The sequence below is a fragment of the Aquamicrobium zhengzhouense genome, assembly GCF_016124105.1.
Classification (GTDB): Bacteria; Pseudomonadota; Alphaproteobacteria; order Rhizobiales; family Rhizobiaceae; genus Aerobium; species Aerobium zhengzhouense.
Genome location: NZ_JADGMQ010000012.1, coordinates 1 through 18,303, shown reverse-complemented (window position 1 = coordinate 18,303; position 18,303 = coordinate 1). Strand labels below are relative to the sequence as shown.

24 protein-coding genes and 1 pseudogene are annotated in these 18,303 nt (G+C 59.8%); 7 read left to right on the top strand and 18 right to left on the bottom strand.

Features of this window, described 5'->3' with window-relative positions:
* The first annotated feature begins 50 nt into the window (after positions 1–50).
* The 4 genes from IOD40_RS14915 to moaB all read left to right on the top strand — a co-directional run bounded on the left by IOD40_RS14915 (position 51) and on the right by moaB (position 2,605).
* Positions 51–908 carry a S49 family peptidase gene (locus tag IOD40_RS14915; protein WP_198477492.1) on the top strand — a complete coding sequence of 286 codons (858 nt, stop codon included), beginning with the start codon at positions 51–53 and terminating at the stop codon, positions 906–908.
* A gap of 73 nt (positions 909–981) precedes the next feature.
* A complete protein-coding gene (locus IOD40_RS14910) occupies positions 982–1,167 on the top strand; it encodes a hypothetical protein (RefSeq protein ID WP_198477491.1) in 186 nt (61 codons plus the stop codon).
* Between the two features lie 12 nt (positions 1,168–1,179).
* Complete coding sequence (locus IOD40_RS14905; RefSeq protein ID WP_198477490.1) at positions 1,180–2,064, top strand: 4-(cytidine 5'-diphospho)-2-C-methyl-D-erythritol kinase; 885 nt, start codon at positions 1,180–1,182, stop codon at positions 2,062–2,064.
* Entirely contained in the window at positions 2,048–2,605 is a 558-nt protein-coding gene (gene moaB / locus IOD40_RS14900) for a molybdenum cofactor biosynthesis protein B (protein WP_198477489.1), read from the top strand. Before IOD40_RS14905 ends, moaB begins: the two co-directional genes overlap by 17 nt.
* Here the strand turns inward: moaB and IOD40_RS14895 are convergent.
* Entirely contained in the window at positions 2,602–3,099 is a 498-nt protein-coding gene (locus IOD40_RS14895; protein ID WP_407649210.1) for a glycosyltransferase, read from the bottom strand. The two genes, moaB and IOD40_RS14895, sit on opposite strands and share 4 nt — an antisense overlap.
* A 127-nt stretch (positions 3,100–3,226) precedes the next feature.
* On the opposite strand from IOD40_RS14895, the gene IOD40_RS14890 reads away from it, so the two are divergent.
* A complete protein-coding gene (locus IOD40_RS14890) occupies positions 3,227–4,381 on the top strand; it encodes a PA0069 family radical SAM protein (protein ID WP_198477487.1) in 1,155 nt (384 codons plus the stop codon).
* A 146-nt stretch (positions 4,382–4,527) separates the two neighbouring features.
* Positions 4,528–5,202 (top strand): ribonuclease HII, encoded by a 675-nt coding sequence (locus tag IOD40_RS14885; protein ID WP_198477486.1) that lies wholly within the window; start codon positions 4,528–4,530, stop codon positions 5,200–5,202.
* 205 nt (positions 5,203–5,407) lie between these two features.
* On the opposite strand, the gene IOD40_RS20365 is transcribed toward IOD40_RS14885, so the two are convergent.
* The 14 genes and pseudogenes from IOD40_RS20365 to IOD40_RS14825 form a co-directional block, all read right to left on the bottom strand.
* A complete protein-coding gene (locus tag IOD40_RS20365; RefSeq protein ID WP_407649209.1) occupies positions 5,408–5,596 on the bottom strand; it encodes a transposase in 189 nt (62 codons plus the stop codon).
* 46 nt (positions 5,597–5,642) lie between these two features.
* A pseudogene (locus IOD40_RS20360) lies at positions 5,643–5,936 on the bottom strand (transposase); the annotation flags it as partial.
* A 135-nt stretch (positions 5,937–6,071) separates the two neighbouring features.
* Positions 6,072–6,551, bottom strand: a complete 480-nt coding sequence (locus tag IOD40_RS14875; protein ID WP_198477485.1) for a F0F1 ATP synthase subunit B — start codon at positions 6,549–6,551, stop codon at positions 6,072–6,074.
* A gap of 4 nt (positions 6,552–6,555) precedes the next feature.
* A complete protein-coding gene (locus IOD40_RS14870) occupies positions 6,556–7,128 on the bottom strand; it encodes a F0F1 ATP synthase subunit B (protein ID WP_198477484.1) in 573 nt (190 codons plus the stop codon).
* 67 nt (positions 7,129–7,195) lie between these two features.
* Positions 7,196–7,423, bottom strand: coding sequence for a F0F1 ATP synthase subunit C (locus tag IOD40_RS14865; RefSeq protein WP_198477483.1), 228 nt, complete (start codon positions 7,421–7,423; stop codon positions 7,196–7,198).
* A 67-nt stretch (positions 7,424–7,490) separates the two neighbouring features.
* Entirely contained in the window at positions 7,491–8,240 is a 750-nt protein-coding gene (locus tag IOD40_RS14860) for a F0F1 ATP synthase subunit A (RefSeq protein ID WP_198477482.1), read from the bottom strand.
* A gap of 36 nt (positions 8,241–8,276) precedes the next feature.
* On the bottom strand, positions 8,277–8,678 hold the full coding sequence (locus IOD40_RS14855) for an AtpZ/AtpI family protein (RefSeq protein ID WP_198477481.1): 402 nt from the start codon (positions 8,676–8,678) through the stop codon (positions 8,277–8,279).
* 203 nt (positions 8,679–8,881) lie between these two features.
* A complete protein-coding gene (locus tag IOD40_RS14850) occupies positions 8,882–10,060 on the bottom strand; it encodes a cell wall hydrolase (RefSeq protein ID WP_325099748.1) in 1,179 nt (392 codons plus the stop codon).
* A 214-nt stretch (positions 10,061–10,274) separates the two neighbouring features.
* Positions 10,275–11,711 carry a ribosome biogenesis GTPase Der gene (gene der, locus IOD40_RS14845; protein WP_198477480.1) on the bottom strand — a complete coding sequence of 479 codons (1,437 nt, stop codon included), beginning with the start codon at positions 11,709–11,711 and terminating at the stop codon, positions 10,275–10,277.
* Positions 11,712–11,731: 20 nt separating this feature from the next.
* On the bottom strand, positions 11,732–12,397 hold the full coding sequence (locus tag IOD40_RS14840; RefSeq protein WP_198477479.1) for a tetratricopeptide repeat protein: 666 nt from the start codon (positions 12,395–12,397) through the stop codon (positions 11,732–11,734).
* Positions 12,398–12,513: 116 nt separating this feature from the next.
* Positions 12,514–13,425, bottom strand: a complete 912-nt coding sequence (locus tag IOD40_RS14835; RefSeq protein WP_325099747.1) for a YbfB/YjiJ family MFS transporter — start codon at positions 13,423–13,425, stop codon at positions 12,514–12,516.
* On the bottom strand, positions 13,425–13,661 hold the full coding sequence (locus IOD40_RS20325) for a YbfB/YjiJ family MFS transporter (RefSeq protein WP_325099746.1): 237 nt from the start codon (positions 13,659–13,661) through the stop codon (positions 13,425–13,427). Before IOD40_RS20325 ends, IOD40_RS14835 begins: the two co-directional genes overlap by 1 nt.
* Positions 13,662–13,732: 71 nt before the next feature.
* Positions 13,733–14,083, bottom strand: coding sequence for an ArsC family reductase (locus IOD40_RS14830; protein WP_198477478.1), 351 nt, complete (start codon positions 14,081–14,083; stop codon positions 13,733–13,735).
* Between the two features lie 111 nt (positions 14,084–14,194).
* The gene (locus tag IOD40_RS14825; protein ID WP_198477477.1) at positions 14,195–15,049 is read right to left on the bottom strand and encodes a pirin family protein; all 855 of its coding nucleotides are present in this window, start codon (positions 15,047–15,049) and stop codon (positions 14,195–14,197) included.
* A gap of 101 nt (positions 15,050–15,150) precedes the next feature.
* Between IOD40_RS14825 and IOD40_RS14820 the strand changes: the two genes are divergently transcribed.
* A complete protein-coding gene (locus IOD40_RS14820) occupies positions 15,151–16,053 on the top strand; it encodes a LysR substrate-binding domain-containing protein (protein ID WP_198477476.1) in 903 nt (300 codons plus the stop codon).
* Positions 16,054–16,194: 141 nt separating this feature from the next.
* Here the strand turns inward: IOD40_RS14820 and IOD40_RS14815 are convergent, their stop codons facing one another.
* From IOD40_RS14815 to intI1, 3 genes are all read right to left on the bottom strand, one after another.
* Positions 16,195–16,419: a hypothetical protein gene (locus tag IOD40_RS14815; protein ID WP_000743213.1), complete on the bottom strand. Its 225-nt coding sequence runs from the start codon at positions 16,417–16,419 to the stop codon at positions 16,195–16,197.
* Positions 16,416–17,153 (bottom strand): recombinase family protein, encoded by a 738-nt coding sequence (locus IOD40_RS14810; protein ID WP_001366550.1) that lies wholly within the window; start codon positions 17,151–17,153, stop codon positions 16,416–16,418. The genes IOD40_RS14815 and IOD40_RS14810 overlap by 4 nt, the downstream gene beginning before the upstream one ends.
* A gap of 338 nt (positions 17,154–17,491) precedes the next feature.
* A partial coding sequence (intI1, locus tag IOD40_RS14805) for a class 1 integron integrase IntI1 (RefSeq protein ID WP_040221566.1) occupies positions 17,492–18,303 on the bottom strand: 812 nt, incomplete at its 5' end.

The window sequence follows — 18,303 nt, the reverse complement described above, 5'->3', positions numbered from 1 at the left end:
CGCCGACGTGAAGATCCTACATGCGAAGCGACATATCGGAGAGACCACTCTTGAAACGACTGTTCAGCCGCTTCCTTCCCGCCTCCATGCGCAACACGGGCACGACCATCCCGGTCATTCGACTGCAAGGTCCAATCATGGCTGGCGGAAATCAGTTTCGCCCCAGCCTTTCGCTGGCATCGACAGCTGGCCTCATTGAAAAGGCGTTTGCGTTCAAGGAGGCCCCTGCGGTTGCGATTTCGCTGAATTCGCCAGGCGGTTCACCGGTTCAGTCACGCCTGATCTTCAAGCGCATCCGCGATCTCGCCGAGGAAAAGAACAAGCGTGTTCTGGTTTTCGTCGAAGACGTTGCGGCTTCCGGCGGCTACATGATCGCGCTCGCGGGCGACGAAATCATCGCTGACGAATCATCAATCGTCGGATCGATTGGCGTCGTTTCGGCGGGCTTTGGTTTTCCGGAACTTCTGAAGAAGATCGGTGTGGAACGCCGGGTACATACTGCTGGTCAGAACAAGGCGATCCTTGATCCCTTTCAGCCTGAAAAGCCAGAGGACGTCGAGCGTCTCAAGGAGCTACAACTTGAGATCCACGACACATTCATCGACATGGTCAAAGAACGGCGCGGGGCGAAGCTTGCTCAAAACCCAGACCTGTTCACCGGGATGTTCTGGACCGCGAAAAAGGGCCTCGACATTGGGTTGATTGATGGCCTCGGCGACATGCGCTCGTTCATTCGCCGCCGTTATGGTGACAAGGCCCGGCTGCAGTTGATTTCGCCCTCGCGCGGGCTTTTTGGTCGCAAGCTCGGCGTATTTGGCAGCGAGGCGCCAGAACTTGGCTCAGGAATTGCTCACGGGATCGTTGATGCGGCAGAAGAGCGTGCAATGTGGGCCCGCTTCGGACTTTGAAGGCAGGCCGAGACGCGATACAATCATCCTCGCAGGGACAGCCACGAGGCGATAGCAGGAAGGATCAAGGTGAATGCCCCAGCTCGTTTTCTTCGCCGTCGTCGGCGTTGTCGCCTATGTCGGATACCGTGCTTTCGTACGTGAGGCAGAACGGATTACGGCCCGCGCCCGCCGCGCCGAGGCCGAGCAGCGCATCGGCTCGCATGGAACGCTGATCAAGGATCCGGTCACCGGCGAATACCATCTCACCAGGGACTGATATCTTCTAACCATGGCCGAAGCGATCGCCGAACACGCCCCGGCCAAGGTCAACCTTGCGCTGCACATTACCGGCCAGCGGGCCGATGGCTACCATCTTCTCGAATCGATCGTCGTCTTCACGGAAGAAGGCGACCGCGTTTTCGTTGAAGCGTCAGATGAAGACCGCTTCACGATCAGCGGACCCTTTTCCGATGGACTGGATGCTGGGCAGGACAACCTCGTCACCCGCGCGCGCGATCATCTGCGTGCGCTGGTGGGCAGCACCGCGGCGGTTGCAATTCACCTTGAAAAGAATTTACCTGTCGCATCAGGCATCGGTGGCGGATCGAGCGATGCCGCAGCGACCCTTCGCGCGCTGTGCCGGTTATGGCTGATTTCGCCGTCTGGCGAAGCGCTTTCAGCGCTCGCGCTACAGCTTGGCGCAGACGTTCCTATGTGCCTTGAGGCGCGAAGCCTGATTGCGCGTGGCATCGGCGAAAAGGTGGTTCCGGTCTCAATGCCCGATCTGCCTTTGGTGCTGGTAAATCCCGGCGTTGCCGTGTCGACCCCGTCTGCTTTCCGTGCCCTTGCGCGCAAGGACAACCCGATCCTTCCCTCGCTGCCCGATGGCCTTGATAGTGCAGGTATTGTCACGTGGCTTTCCAACTCCAGCCGCAACGACCTTGAAGCTCCCGCGCGGCTTCTGGCACCCGAGGTGGCAGAAGTCATCGGAGCCCTCGGACACACAGGCTCCTCCCTGAGCCGCATGTCCGGCTCAGGGGCGACATGTTTCGGCATATTCCCCAGCTTCGAGGAAGCTTGCGCCGCCGCGACCAAGCTCGCGGCGGCTCACCCATCGTGGTACGTCAGGGCGACAAGAACGATCCAGGAGCGTCACCATGGCAAACATCGATGAAAGCCGCCCCTTTATTCCGGTTGGCATCGCCGTTCTGACCGTCTCAGACACCCGCTCGCTGGATGAAGACCGATCGGGTTCCACGCTTGCTCAGCGCATCGAGGAGGCCGGGCATCGCCTTGCCTCGCGCGACATCGTCACAGATGACATCGAAGCAATCCGCGAGAAGGTCACAGCGTGGTCGAACGATCCGGCAATCGACGTCATCATCACCACCGGTGGAACCGGCTTTACCGGGCGCGACGTCACTCCAGAGGCGCTTGAGCCCATGTTTGATAAGAAGATGGACGGCTTTTCAGCCATCTTCCATCGCATCTCGTACGAGAAAATTGGAACGTCGACGATCCAGTCACGTGCGACAGGAGGCTTGCTCAACGCAACCTTCGTTTTCGTCCTGCCTGGCTCGCCGGGTGCCTGTCGTGACGCGTGGGACCAGATCCTGGCAACCCAGCTCGACTATCGTCACATGCCCTGCAACTTCGTGGAAATCATGCCAAGGCTTGATGAACACCTGAAGCGCAGTGGTGGAAAATACGCCTAGTTTTGCGGGCTCGAAGGGACAATCCGAGCTCCAAGCCTGCGTAGGCCACCCTTTCCTCGGAATGCCTCGGCATCGCAGTTGCTTGAGACGAAATCCGCCTTTGGCATCAGAAGGCCTTCCTCCAGCGGCCTCCTCGCCCGCAAGCGTTGAAGAAACGTCAGCCTCGCCTCTTCAGCGCGTGTGAAGGTGGCTGCGCCGCCTCGGCTAACAACATGTGTGACGACCGGCTCAATCCAGTCCGGCAGCAGCCTCGCACCCGGCTCCAGAAACAACAGCCAGGCACTTCGCGCCAGCTGAACCCCGTCTACCCACCTTGCGTTCGCCAGAAAAACGCAGCCGGCATGATCCGCAACAAGCTCAGTCCCGTCATCGGATCCAGCGTCGCAGACGATCACTTCCCGTACTACGCCCTCTACTGCTGCAGATACCAGGGCAGCCAGCGTACCCGCCAGGCCCTCCTCGTCGTTTTGGGTCGCAATCAGCACTGAAATCATAGTTCAGCAGATAGACCAAACGAGGAGCATGCGCCATCACCTGGCCATAAAGTTCTTGCTTTGTTCTCCTCCTTAAATTAGGAATCTTTTCATCAAGACGAGTCGTTGTGCGACACGGGAGCCTCTCATGGAACCAATCCGACAGGCAGATGCAGCCGCCTTCTCACAGGGCGGCGCCGCTGCGGCCAACTCCGTGATCGACGACAGTGGCCTTCGTGTCGGCTTCGAACGCAGGCGCGGCCGTGCAGCCGGGGTGAACCCTTCAGGCCGCTATGAGCCCGTCACCCGGCACGTATTCGACGATGGCTGGAACACTTTGGAAGACCTGCCGCCTTTCAAGACGACGGTACAGGTTGAACGCCCGCGCACCATCATTACCCGCAACGATTCGCTGGACATTTCCTTCGATCGCTCGATCAATCCATATCGCGGCTGCGAACATGGCTGTGTCTACTGCTTCGCGCGTCCGACCCACGCCTATATGGGCATGTCACCCGGTCTCGATTTCGAATCAAAGCTTTTTGCCAAGCCGGATGCCGCGCGCCTGCTGGAACGCGAATTGTCCAAAAAAGGCTATGAGCCGAAGACCATCGCGATTGGCACCAACACGGATCCCTACCAGCCGATAGAGCGCCAGTGGCGCATCATGCGCGAGGTCCTGGAGGTCCTCGAAGCGCACAATCATCCCGTCGGCATCGTCACCAAATCTGCGCTCGTTACCCGCGACATCGATATCCTCTCCCGCATGGCCGAAAAGGGCCTCGCAAAGGTGGCCCTGTCCGTCACCAGCGTTGACCGCAAGCTGGCGCGTGTCATGGAGCCGCGCGCATCAACGCCCCCCAAGCGCCTGGAGGCGATACGAACGCTTCATGAGGCAGGCATTCCGGTGTCGGTGATGATCGGGCCGGTGATCCCCGCGCTCAATGATCAGGAGATCGAGAGGATCCTCGAATCAGCCCACCAGGCAGGTGCCCGCGAAGCTGGTTACATCATCTTGCGCCTCCCACTTGAGGTGGCACCGGTTTTCAAGGACTGGCTGCTGCGCAACTATCCGGATCGCTATCGCCACGTCATGTCGCTGGTGCGTTCGATGCGCGACGGCAAGGACTACGATGCCGAGTGGGGCAAGCGCATGAAGGGTGCGGGGCCATATGCCTGGCAAATTGGCCGTCGTTTTGAAATCGCAGCCAAGCGGCTGGGTCTCAATTCCGAGCGCCTCCGCCTGCGTACCGATCTTTTCAAGGCTCCGAGCGGTCCCGGCGAGCAACTCATGCTGTTTTGATTCGACGCTTTTGATCGCCGTAGCGTCCTGATTTCCGCTGGTGGCCGCCGCGCCGTCCTCGTTCCAGCGGATAACCTTCCGCTCCCACCCCTGGAAAACGGAAGGACTTGCGGAGAATCGGAGCGGATGCAAGACATTGCCGCACAATGTCACGATCAGCTTCCGATTCTCCGACCCTTTTCGACCTGCCTGTGAGGCCGGATTTTTCCCTTGAGAACTCCGCTCGTCGCGAGGGGCTATGGCCTGTCGCTGGAACCGACGAAGCCGGGCGAGGGCCGCTTGCAGGCCCGGTAGTCGCCGCCGCGGTTATTCTCGATCCCGACAACATTCCGGACGGGCTGGATGATTCGAAGCGGATGGACAGCGCAGCACGCAACGCCGTGTTTGACGAGATCCTTGCGCGCGCCGTGTCCGTCTCCTTCTCATCCGTGTGTGCGCACTCAATCGACTGCGGCGATATCCGCAAGGCAAGCCTGGAAGCAATGCGGAGGTCCGTCGCGAACCTGTGTACCCCACCCAAGATGGTGCTGGCGGATGGACGCGATGTGCCGCCAGCCCTCCCCTGCCTTGGCCGTGCGGTCGTCAAGGGTGACCAGCGTTCCCAATCGATCGCCGCAGCATCGATTGTCGCCAAGGTCATCCGCGACCGCATGATGTGTCGGGTTGGCGATCACGACCCGCGCTATGGATTTGAAGTTCACATGGGCTATGCAACCGCGCGCCATCGCGCGGCAATCGACAGTTCCGGCCCGATGGTACGGCTCCACCGCCTGTCGTTTGCGCCGTTCCGGCTGCGTGAACTCGAGCCCACCGGGACCTGAGCCGGACCAAATCCGCTCAAATTATCACGTGTCAACTTCCGACCGCGCACCGTCTGTTTTCCCGAAACGCAGAGCAACAAAAAAGGCCGCCCATGGCGGCCTCAGACCACTGACAAACCCCGTCCTTTTCGGCGGGGTTTTGTTTTTGGGCTGATATGTTTGACGGGAATGTCTCGCTACTTTTGGTCGGCAGAGGGGTTGGGCCTCAGGCGAGGCCGGGTTTTGGTGCTTTGGTGAGCGCCAGGGCGATCTTTTTGATGTTTTGGGCGGCGGCTGCCAGCAGGCACTGGCATGCGACGCGGGTCAGACTTCGGAACCGGGCATGGCGGTGTCCGTGAAACTGTTTGGCATCGGCAAAGGAGCGCTCGACCGTTTCCTTGCGCATGGCGGCCATCAACCGTGCGGTGATCGAGGTAGAAAAAGCCCTTTGGCTTGCCCTCGCGCACCTGCGACAGGGTCGAGGCGTCAAACACCCGATCTGTCAGCTTCATGCGCAAAAACCAGCGATAGGCGACATTGACCTCGATCTCGCGCATCAACTGGCGCTCGGAGCGGATGCCAAGCAGGTAGCCGATGAACAGCGCCTTGAACATCAAGGTTGGGTCAAGCGCTGGCCGGCCATTGTCGGCGCAATAGAGCCCCTCGACCCGATCGTGAATGAAGGAAAAATCGATCACCGCATCGATCTTGCGAAGCAGGTGATCCTTCGGAACCAGACCATCGAGCGTCACCATCTCGAGCGCGGTCTGTTCAGGGCTGGGTTACTTCAACATGCCCCAGTGAATCAAAAACCCCTAGCTTACGCCAGGGGTCTGTCAGCAGTCTGAAGGCCGCTCAGAGGCGGCCTTCTTCATGTCTTGGATCGATGATCAGTTCAAGCGCGCCTTGACGTCAGACAAGGCTGCCTTGAACAGGGCGTCGTCAGCCTTGCTATCGACGGTGTCAGCAAGGAGCTTCCCAGCCGCAGCAACCGCAATCTCAACTGCGCTGGTGCGAACTTCGGCGACAGCATCGCGCTCAGCCTGAGCGATCTTTTGCTCGGCAAGTGCGGTACGTCGCGTCACGTACTCCTCGGTGCGAGCCTTGGCTTCTGTAACCAGGGACTCGGCCTCGTGCTTGGCCGCGGAAACGATCTCAGCAGCTTCCTGCTCGGCTTCCTTACGCTTCTGCTGGTAGTGAGCCAGCAGCTTCGTGGCTTCTTCACGGAGCTTGCGTGCCTCTTCCAGCTCATTGCGGATCTTCTCCGCACGGCTGTCGAGTGCCTTGTTGACCATCGCGGGCAGGCCCGCGAAGATCACAAGCGCAAGGAACAGGACGAGACCAACTGTAGCCCAGAATGTTGCGTCCATGATCTTAGCTCCTCACAGCCTTGACGGCGGCAGCGACGGCAGATTGATCTGCTTCCGCACCAACCAGCTGCTGAACGATCGCAGACGCTGCGCCCTCGGCGATCTGACCGACGTCGCGCATGGCTTCATCCTTGATCAGAGCAATACGAGCTTCAGCGCCAGCAAGCTTCGCTTCAAGCTCCGCCTCGACCTTCTTGCGCTCGACTTCGGCGTCCGCCTTGGCGGCGTCGCGGGCCTGCTGGCCAATCGCGTTCGCCTTGGCCTTGGCATCGGCAAGTTCCTGCTCGTAAGCAGCAACGGCAGCATCCGCTTCAGCTTTCATGCGCGAAGCTTGTTCAAGATCCTGCGCAATCTGGCCATTACGGTTTTCGATGATCCCGCCGATACGCGGAACCACTACCTTCTTCAGGAAGAGGTAGAACAGACCAAACGTGATCGCCAGCCACACGATCTGTGAGGCGAAGTGTGTGGAATCAAACGGAGGAAATACACCTTCCTCGTGAGTCTCGACTGCCAGCTCGGTCTGCAGCTGGTTGTCGCTACCCGATTCCTGCGCAAATGCAGGCGCCACAAACATGGGCTTCCCCTGTCAGAATTTAGTCGGCCACGCAGTATTACGTAGCCGACCGTTTCGGCTTCTTGTCTTAGACGGCGAAGAGCAGGAGCAGAGCAATCAGCAGCGAGAAGATGCCGAGAGCTTCAGTCACCGCGAAGCCGAAAATCAGGCGGCCGAACTGGCCGTCAGCAGCTGCCGGGTTGCGCAGAGCGCCCGAGAGGTAGCTACCGAAGATGTTGCCGAGGCCGAGTGCCGTACCAGCCATGCCAAAGCAAGCAAGACCTGCGCCGATGTAACGTGCTGCTTCCGCTTCCATGTCAAACTCCTGTTGATTTCCAGATTGCGGTTTCTGCGGGCGGCGGGGCCGCCGGTGAAAGGTATGATCAGTGGTTCGGGTGAACCGCGTCGTTCAGGTACATGCAGGTGAGGATTGCAAACACATATGCCTGAATGAACGAGATGAGGAACTCCAGACCCGTAAGCGCAACCGTCATCAGGAGCGGCAGCACAGCGGTAGCAATACCCAGAGGTCCAAGTGCGCCCAGCGACACGATGAAGCCTGCGAAGACCTTCAGCGTGATGTGGCCGGCGAGCATACTGGCGAACAGACGAACCGAGAGGCTCACCGGACGCGACAGGAACGAGATGACTTCGATCGCAACAACCAGCGGCACAAGTGCGCCCGGCACCCCACTCGGCACGAAAAGACCGAGGAATTTGAGGCCATGCTTATAGAAGCCATAGAGAACGACAGTCCCGATCACCACCAGCGCAAGCGAGAAGGTGACGATGATCTGGCTGGTGACCGTGAAGAAGTAAGGGAACATTCCCAGCATGTTTGCGAACAAGACAAACATGAACAGGGAGAACACCAGCGGGAAGAAGCGCATTCCGGCGGTCCCGGCTGAATCGCGCAACATATTTGCGACGAATTCGTAGGACATCTCAGCCATTGACTGCGCGCGGCCCGGAACCAGGCTGCGGCTGGTGGTCGTGAAATAGAGGAACGCTGCAGCGGATGCCACGGTGGCAACCATGAAGAGCGACGAGTTGGTGAACGAGAGATCGATCCCGCCAACCTCAATCGGAATCAATTTCGAGATGTGAAACTGGTGGATCGGATCGTTGGCCAATGTCGAGCCCCTCGATTACGTCATGCGCCAGCGGCGCTATTCATTTTCCTTGCGGCCTAGCACACCCTGCTTCGGCTCTGCAATCTTGCCAGCCGCGCGAAGTACGTTCAGCACACCTGCACAGAAACCGAGCAGTAGGAATACGATCAAACCCCACGGCGATGTCCCCGCGATCTGATCGATCAGCCAACCTATCCCGGCTCCGACTACCACCCCCGCGATAAATTCGCTGGATAGCTTCATTGCCTGGCCGAAACCCACCATATCGCGGGAACCTGCCGATACCTTTACCTTTGCTTCGTCAGCCGCACGGCGTGCTGCGAGCGCAGCTTCCAGATCGCGACCACGACGCTCGAGGTCCTCATCACGAACAGCCGGATTTCCCGCCGTGTCAGGATGGGCTTTGCCCTTGTCTTCAGGCCTGTCGAAACCGGCCATCGCAACCTCCTGCCCGGACAGATCGTCTCCGTCTCTCCGCTTTTAAAGTCGCGCGCAACATAGTTAGGGCCTACACCCCAGTCAAGCCGGGGTCAGGTCCATACATGCCACATATTCACCTAATAAAATCAGCCGATTAGGCATCTGCGACAATGCGTCAAGGCTGGGAATGGCTCGGAATCACCAGAATCCTCGCCAGAACGTCAGCTCCAGCCGCCGCCATAGGTGCGATAGAAGATGTGCAGGCCGATCTTCTTCATCTTTTCCATCGTGCCTGCCCAGCCCGGTTTGACATAGGTGGCGTGATAATGGGTCGCAGAGCCGACCTCCGGCAGGAAGATCTTTCCAGCAGTGACAGCCATCGCGACTTCCTGTGCCATCTTATAATGGCGGCGATCGTTGATCTTCAGCTTCCGCCCCTCGCACGCGAAGGAGAACTGGCAGCGGTTGCGCCAGTCTTTATTCTGGTAAACCACTCCGCAGATCGTCGCTGGATAGGCAGGATTTCGCACGCGATTGAGAATCACCTGACCTACTGCGGCCTGCCCGATCGCATCCTCACCACGCGACTCGAAGTAGATGCCTTCGGCAAGGCATTTTTGCTCGCTGTCGGAGAACACAGTCGCCGGCAGCGGATGTTTCATCCAGTCGTGGTCGCCCTCCCTTACCGGCGGCACATAGCGCCCCGCGTAGGGATCTTCCTCTTCCTTGAGCAGGCTCGCGAACGGCGATGCATTCGCATAGTTGGGTCCACTTGGCGCATAAGCGGTCGCCAGGATGTCCGGCCTGTCATTGTTGACGAGGTCGGCAAGGAAGGACGGAACGCCGGGGGCTGCTGTCTCGTCTTCACGAACGTGGAAAGCAGCCGCGATCTGGATTTCCTTACCTGCAATCTCGGGAACGACAAATGTCATTGCCAGCTGTGGCTCCTGCGTCGGCTTCAGGAGCGAGCTGGTTCGCTCGAAGATGGAACCGGCACTGAAAGGTTTTGGCGGAGCGACCGGCGCGACATGCACCACTCGTCCACGTTTGTCATTCCGTGTGACACGATCTTCGTCCGGAATGTCGCTGACAACATTCTTGGCGCGAAATGCAACCGTGCCGACGCCCGGGGCCTTCAGGCCCGCACCAGATATCGACGCGGTGACTGTGGAATCTACAAATTGCATTTCGGCGGCGTGAACCGACCCGGCAGCTGCCGCTTCGACATAACCATTCCAGCGCGCGCCCGCATTTTCGAGCCCAGCGACATAACTCGCCATATCCTGATAGGAAAGATTGGTAGGTGACGCGATCCAGATCCCGAGGCCCACCAATAGCGGGGTGGCAAAGGCTCGCGTTTCGGTACGCGGACGTCCGCGCCTAGCCTGTCTACGCAACACCGACACTCTCCAAATACGCAACAGCAACTCGTGAAAAATAAGTGCCGCATTAACCTTGATGGTTGGTTAATGGGCGAAGCTATTGCACGGATTGGCATGGTTACTTGGGGTCAGCCGTCGTGATCCTCTTGGGCGCGTTCCATTGAAGAAGCACGAAAAACGAAAGGCCCGATCAAAGCCGGGCCTTTGGTCAATATTATCTCAGCTGGCGCGATCAGCGCTTCTTGGCTCGTCCCGCGAACGGGTTGTCTGGCGCTCGAAGTGCCATGCGGATCGGCACACCCGGCATCTCGAATGTGTCACGCAACCCGTTGGTCAGGTAGCGGATGTATGATTGCGGCATAGCATCCGGACGCGAGCATGACAGGACGAACCCCGGAGGGCGCGTCTTTACCTGGGTGATGTATTTGATCTTCAGGCGCCGGCCAGCAACAGCCGGAGGCGGATGGTGCGTGAGAACCCCCTCGAGCCAGCGGTTGAGCTTGCCCGTGGAGACGCGACGGTTCCAGACACGGTGCGTCTTCTCGATCGCCTCCATCAGCTTGTCGAGACCTTTGCCCGTCTCGGCTGAAATCGTCACCGCCTGAATACCGCGGACCTGCGGCAACAGGCGCTGAGTCTTTTCGCGCAGTTCCGCAAGCAGTTCCTGCCGGTTGTCGATCAGGTCCCACTTGTTGAAGGCGATGACCGGCGCGCGTCCTTCACGAATGATCAGGTCAGCGATCTGCAAATCCTGCTTTTCGAACGGGATCGTCGCATCAAGAACGATGACAACGACCTCAGCAAAGCGAATCGCGCGCAGTCCGTCAGCAACCGAAAGCTTTTCGAGCTTTTCCTGAACCCGCGACTTGCGACGCATGCCTGCCGTATCGAACAACTTTATTCGACGGCCACGCCAGTCCCAATCCACCGAGATTGAGTCGCGCGTGATACCGGCTTCCGGTCCCGTCAGCAGACGCTCTTCGCCCAGGAAGGCATTGATAAGCGTAGACTTGCCAGCGTTGGGCCGCCCGACCATCGCGATGCGCAGCGGCTTCGTGGCGTCATATTCCGGAATGACTTCGCTGTCCGGATCGGCGATGTCCTCACCGACCAGTGGTTCCGCCACAGCTAGGCTGACTGCTTCATCTTCTTCTTCGGCAGCGAAGACACGTTCCGCGCCCAACGCCTCGACAATGGCCTCACGCAGGTCGACCATGCCTTCTCCGTGCTCCGCAGAGATCGGAATAGGCTCGCCGAGACCGAGTTCCCAGGCCTCCAGCATTCCGCCCTGAGAGCTGCGCGACTCAGCTTTGTTGGCAACAAGAACAATCGGCTTGGATGTGCGGCGGGCAATGTCCGAGAAGGTGCGGTCGTCCGGAACGACACCTGCCCGCGCGTCTACGACGAACAGGATCAGGTCCGCTTCGTCCATCGCCGTTTCGGTCTGCGCGCGCATGCGACCCGCCAGCGAGGCCGCATCGGCATCTTCAAAACCAGCCGTGTCGATCACATCAAATTCGAGATCGTAAAGACGAGCCGGATGCACGCGTCGGTCGCGTGTAACGCCCGGCGTGTCATCGACGAGCGCAAGCTTGCGCCCGACGAGGCGATTGAAAAGGGTAGACTTGCCGACGTTGGGTCGGCCGATAATTGCAACCGTGAAGCTCATGTGAGGCCCCTCCGGGGCGGTCAGGACGCCGATCCCGAACCGCGGATCAGTTCGGACATCAGTTCAGCGCGACGACGCAGGTTCAGCGGCGTTGCTTCGTCTTCGGTAATTTGGGTGAAAAGAGTCGCTGCGTCGGCGAACCTGCCCTCGCCCCAGGCGGACAAGGCAAGCGCTTCGCGTGCAGAATGGCGCAGCGTGTTGGTATCAGAGGTCAACGTCTCGACCCGCTGGGCAACGTCCGCATACGAGCCGTGATCGACAAGAACGAGCGCGGCACGCAAGCGAGCCATCTCGCGAATGGACAGAGGAACAGACGTATCTGCTGCCACCGAATCGAAGCCGGCAATAGCGCCTGCATAGTCTCCGGACTGCGCAAGAAGCGTTGCAGCGCGCATACGGGCCAGCACCGGATATGCACCGTAACCATCGGCCTCGAGCTGTGCGAGGGAGGCCTTAGCTTCCTCAGTCTGCCCTTCGCGCGCCTGCGAAAGTGCCTGTAGATAAATGTCGCCCGAAACGTTGGCGCGGTTGGTGGACCAGTGATCCCAGGCAACATAGGCAGCAGTGGCAATCACAATAGCGGCTGCGCCACCGATCATGATCGGGCCAAAGCGCTTCCACAGATCCTTCGCCTTGTCCTGGCGAAGTTCGCTGCTTACTTCACGGAAAAAACTGTCGTCGGACATTGCTCACCGGCGGCGTTGGAGATTGTTGTGTCGGAAATAATGTTCCCGACAGCTATTCGCATGCGTTTTAGCTGAAAATTGGTCGCATGGAAGGCCTGTTGGCAAAAAGGCCTGATTCAGCCGCGCTTGCGGGCAATGAACGCACTCAAAATAAGAGCGACAGCCGCCATGATCGATGGAGCGGTGAACGTTCCTGTCCTGTCCGCGATAAGGCCCGCAACGACGGGTCCGATGATCTGGCCAAGGCCAAAGGCCGCTGTCATCAGTGACAAGGCTCTACGCGGCGCTTCAACAGCGATGTCCCGCGCGATCTGTAGCCCGACCGCCGTCACCGCGATGAAAGTGCCTCCCAGAAGAACGCCGCCAATCAACGGACCTACATGGCTGCCGAGTGTGACGCTTGCCAGCACCCCTATAGCTTCCACCATGCAAGCTGCAGCGAACGCGTTGGTACGGCCCCATCGCTGCGCCGCCTTGTTCCACAGCCAGACTAACGGAATTCCGGCTAGGCCCGTTACCAACCAGACGACCGCCTCGAACAGCGGCCCCGCCTCGCCCTGGCGCACTATCGCAACGAGGAAAGTGGCCGTGACGATGTAGCCAAACCCAAAGAGGCCATAGGCGAGGATGATGCGCGCCATTGCCGGTGCGCGGGGAAGCATTCCTTCCGCGACGGGACGCCGCATCTGCGTTGGGCCTCGATCCACAAGTAGCAACACCGCCAGCAGCCCCACAGCGGACAATCCGCCTGACCAGAGCCATCCGGCACGCCAGGATGATTCGAGCAGGGTCAAAGCTCCGATCAGAAGCGATGACGCTGCGATCCCAACTCCGACACCGCCGAAGTGAACGGCGTGAAGTTGTGACCTTCCCGCTTGTGCGAGCCTTTCAAAGACGATCGTTGCCATGAAGACCAGCACAAACGCGCTGGCTATTCCCGCGAAAAAACGCACGACAAGGAAGAAGATCAGATTATCCGAAAACGCCATGATGGCGGAGAGGACGGCGGTGGCGAGAAGCGCGCCCATCACTGCCAGATATTCACGCCCCTGCCCCCAATTTCGCCAGCAAGGACGGCGCCGAGCAGATAGCCGATATAATTCGCCGAGGCGATGAGCCCGGCATCCGACGCGCTGATGCCAAGCGCATCCATCATGCCCGGCAGGATCGGCGTATAGACGAAACGCCCGATCCCCATGGCAACCGCCATGGCGATCATCCCTGCGATGGCATAGGTCAATGGTGGACGGGCGGTATGGCTCATGCGCCGGAAGGTCGGGCCAGATCGTGCTTCCGGCAAGAGAAATATCTACGCTGGCCCAACCCTATTCGCACTCAGCGTTCGAAGACGGTGGCGTAGAGTTCTGGCTTGAAGCCAATCTCGATCTTGCCGTCAGCATCCAGAATCGGGCGCTTGATCATCGATGGCTGCTCGAGCATCAGCTCGATTGCCTTCTCCTCAGTCAGATCAGCCTTCTTGTCGTCGGGCAGCTTCCTGAAGGTCGTTCCAGCCTTGTTGAGGACCTTCTCCCAGCCTGCAGCGTTGCTCCAACGCTCCAGCTGTGCGCGTTCAACGCCCTTCGACTTGTAGTCATGGAAGGCGTAGTCGACGCCGTTGTCCTGCAACCAGGTGAAGGCCTTCTTCATCGTGTCGCAGTTTTTGATGCCGTAGATGGTGACGCTCATCGCAAAACTCCTCGTCGTCCTGTCCCCCCGGTCTTAACCTCTCAATCGCGGTCATGCCACCGCACACAGAAAATGCCGCCCCCGATGACGGGAGCGGCATTCTTTTTTCGCTTAGAACCTACCAGCGCGAAAGTCGGCATAGGCCTGATGCAACTCGGCCTCGGTGTTCATCACGAAGGGTCCACCCATGGCGAGCGGTTCGCGGATGGGCTCGCCGGTGAGGACGAGATAATGCGCGTCCGCCGAAGCCTCGAGGTTGATGAGGCCTGCATCCGTGGTGAACAGCACCGTTTCCGGCCCTTCCAGCTCCTGTTCGCGGTTCAGCGTCAGCTTCCCGGTCAAAAGCAAGAGCGAGACGGTTTCGCCTTCCGGCACATCCACGACATGCTGGCAGCCTTGCGGCAAATAAGCATCCCAGACATTGAGCGGCGTTGCCGTTTCAGTCGGACCTTCGACACCGTCGTAAGCCCCGGCGATCACCCGCAGCTTGCCGCCCTTGCCGATCTCAACCTCCGGGATCGTGTCGGCGAGGATCGTCTGGTAGTGCGGGTCGTCCATCTTTCGCGCAGCCGGCAGGTTCACCCAAAGCTGAAGCATTTCGAGCGCGCCGCCATGGGCATTGACGAGGTCCGAGTGGAACTCTTCATGCTGGACGCCGCGCGCTGCCGTCATCCACTGCACGTCGCCGGGACCAATCGCGCCGCGATTGCCCATCGTGTCGCCGTGCTCGACGCCGCCCTGATAGACGATCGTTACCGTCTCAAAGCCGCGATGCGGATGCATGCCGACACCCTTCGGCTTGTTGGTCGCCTCAAACCACATTTCGGGGTTGTAGCCAGCGATCAGGAACGGGCTCGTGTCATGCGCATGCTGCTGGTAGGGCAGCATCGTTTGGGTCAGGAACCCGTCGCCGACCCAGTGCAGGCCGGGTTTCTTGAAGGTGGTGAGGACTGGTCTGTTATTCATGGTCACTCTCCTCATGCAGAATTGCTGTTGCACGAGACGTAGTGTCCATAAATGATACCTGAAGATCGCCACATGGAGCGCAGCATCTCATTTCTGGAACGATGAGCCACGACCTCAACGATATGCGCCTGTTTGTGCAAGTGGCCGAAGCCGGCGGCTTTGCCAAGGCGAGCCGGCAGACCGGCGTGCCACGCGCTACACTCAGCCGCCGCATCGCAGCGCTGGAAGAGGCGATGGGCCTTCGCCTGATCGAGCGAAGCAGCCGAACCTTTCGCCTCACCGGCGCGGGCGATGCATTTTTCACACGCGCCAAGCCGGCGGTTGATCTTGCAGACGACGCCTTCGCTTGCGGCAGTGATGTGCTTGGCGAACCCGTCGGCACCGTGCGCTTCGCCGCGCCGCAATCGCTGTTGCAACTGGGCCTTGGCAAAATGGTTCAGCGCTACCTTGCCGATCACCCGCGCGTCTCGATCCAGATCGAAGCAACAAACCGCCGGGTCGACCTCTTGCGTGAAGGTTTTGACTTCGCGATTCGCGCCCGCGAATCCTCATCCGCCCCGCTGGATCAGGTCATTGTGCCCTTCGTCGAGGTCGAGCATGTGCTTGCCGTTGCGCCCTCATGGAGAAAAGAGGCCGGAACAACAGTCGCCAGCCTCATCGAAAACGTACCCGTCCTCGCATGGGCTGCGGCGGGCGAACCCGCGATGTGGCGACTGGAAAATGGCGACGGAAACCTGCAGCGCATCGTTTTAAAACCGCGCCTCACCGTCGAAGACATGGCGCTCTTGAAAGATGCCGCCATCGCCGGCCTCGGCGTTGCCCTCCTGCCGCGCATCATGGTCAAAAACGAACTCGCCGCAGGCACGCTCGTCGAACTCAAGCTCGACCTCAAAGTACCGAGAGGCCGGCTCCACGCCATCCACCTCGGCAGAAAAGGCATGCGCCCCGCCGTCTCCCACCTCCTCACCTGGCTCAAACAGGAATATCGCTGGAGGTTTGGCTAACAAAAAAGCCGGCAATTTCCGCTGCCGGCTTTTTCAAAATGCTTATTCCCACTCGATTGTAAACAAGCACACAAAACCCTTTAGTGACAACAATTTGCAAGAACTATCAGGCTCAGTGCCATGAAAAATACCATGACCAGATCATGAGGTTGAACACGGCTTGCGCCGGCAGCGTTCACGCTCCTGGTCGGCGATCTCGCCCGGCTGCAATGCTAGCTCAGCATCGGTCATGCGCTCCAGCACGTCGCGTAGGCGGATGGTGCAAGGAATGGGCGGCAGCTCGAACTCATAGCCGCCGGCGATCATTTCGGCCGCAATCTCCTCGGTGATGAAAAACGGCTCGTCGTCTTGGTTCGGCTTCTTCATGCCCTTTCCTCCTGGCGCTCATCCTGGCCGACAGCGGCCAGGGCATCGGCTTCCGTCAATGCGTCCTCCACGAACGCGCCGTGCTGCTTCGCTTCGGCCTGGCTGACCTCGGCCCATATCCGTTTCACCTGGGCCGCACTGTACCCGGCCAGCTCGGCGGTCTTGTTGATGCTGTAGCCGGACTTGCGCAGCGCGACAACTTGGGCGCGGCGCTTCGGATCAGCACGGCGGCCCTTGTACCGCCCGGCCTGGCGGGCCAACTCAATGCCTTGGCGCTGGCGTTCGCGCCTGTCCTCGTAGTCGTCGCGGGCCATCTGCAAGGCCAGGCGAAAAAGCATGATCTGCACGGCTTCCAGCACGATCTTGGCGACGCCCTGGGCCTCGGCCGCCAGGTCGGATAGATCGACCACGCCAGGGACGGCCAGGCGTGCGCCTTTGGCCTGTATCGAGGCCACCAGGCGCTCGGCCTCGGGCAAAGGTAGGCGGCTGATGCGGTCGATCTTCTCGGCAATGACCACCTCGCCGGGCTGTAGGTCGCCGATCATGCGCAGCAGCTCAGGCCGGTCGGCGCGTGCGCCGGATGCCTTCTCACGGTAGATGCCGGCGACGTAGTAGCCGGCGGCCTTCGCGGCCGTAGTGATCGCCTCTTGGCGTTCCAAGTCCTGCGCGTCGGTGCTGACGCGCAGATAGACCCGCGCCACCATCGGCGCGGCTACTGGCTTCGTCCTGCGCATACTTGCGGGCTCCTTTGGGCATACTCAAATGCACCCATCTTAAACTGGCAGGCCAATTTATCACATATCGATCTAAATGCGCCTAGCTCATTTTTACAGCTTAAATGAGCTATTGAGCACACTCCATATTTCGACTTGTCGTTTTCAGAAGACGGCTGCACTGAACGTCAGAAGCCGACTGCACTATAGCAGCGGAGGGGTTGGATCCATCAGGCAACGACGGGCTGCTGCCGGCCATCAGCGGACGCAGGGAGGACTTTCCGCAACCGGCCGTTCGATGCGGCACCGATGGCCTTCGCGCAGGGGTAGTGAATCCGCCAGGATTGACTTGCGCTGCCCTACCTCTCACTAGTGAGGGGCGGCAGCGCATCAAGCGGTGAGCGCACTCCGGCACCGCCAACTTTCAGCACATGCGTGTAAATCATCGTCGTAGAGACGTCGGAATGGCCGAGCAGATCCTGCACGGTTCGAATGTCGTAACCGCTGCGGAGCAAGGCCGTCGCGAACGAGTGGCGGAGGGTGTGCGGTGTGGCGGGCTTCGTGATGCCTGCTTGTTCTACGGCACGTTTGAAGGCGCGCTGAAAGGTCTGGTCATACATGTGATGGCGACGCACGACACCGCTCCGTGGATCGGTCGAATGCGTGTGCTGCGCAAAAACCCAGAACCACGGCCAGGAATGCCCGGCGCGCGGATACTTCCGCTCAAGGGCGTCGGGAAGCGCAACGCCGCTGCGGCCCTCGGCCTGGTCCTTCAGCCACCATGCCCGTGCACGCGACAGCTGCTCGCGCAGGCTGGGTGCCAAGCTCTCGGGTAACATCAAGGCCCGATCCTTGGAGCCCTTGCCCTCCCGCACGATGATCGTGCCGTGATCGAAATCCAGATCCTTGACCCGCAGTTGCAAACCCTCACTGATCCGCATGCCCGTTCCATACAGAAGCTGGGCGAACAAACGATGCTCGCCTTCCAGAAAACCGAGGATGCGAACCACTTCATCCGGGGTCAGCACCACCGGCAAGCGCCGCGACGGCCGAGGTCTTCCGATCTCCTGAAGCCAGGGCAGATCCGTGCACAGCACCTTGCCGTAGAAGAACAGCAAGGCCGCCAATGCCTGACGATGCGTGGAGACCGAAACCTTGCGCTCGTTCGCCA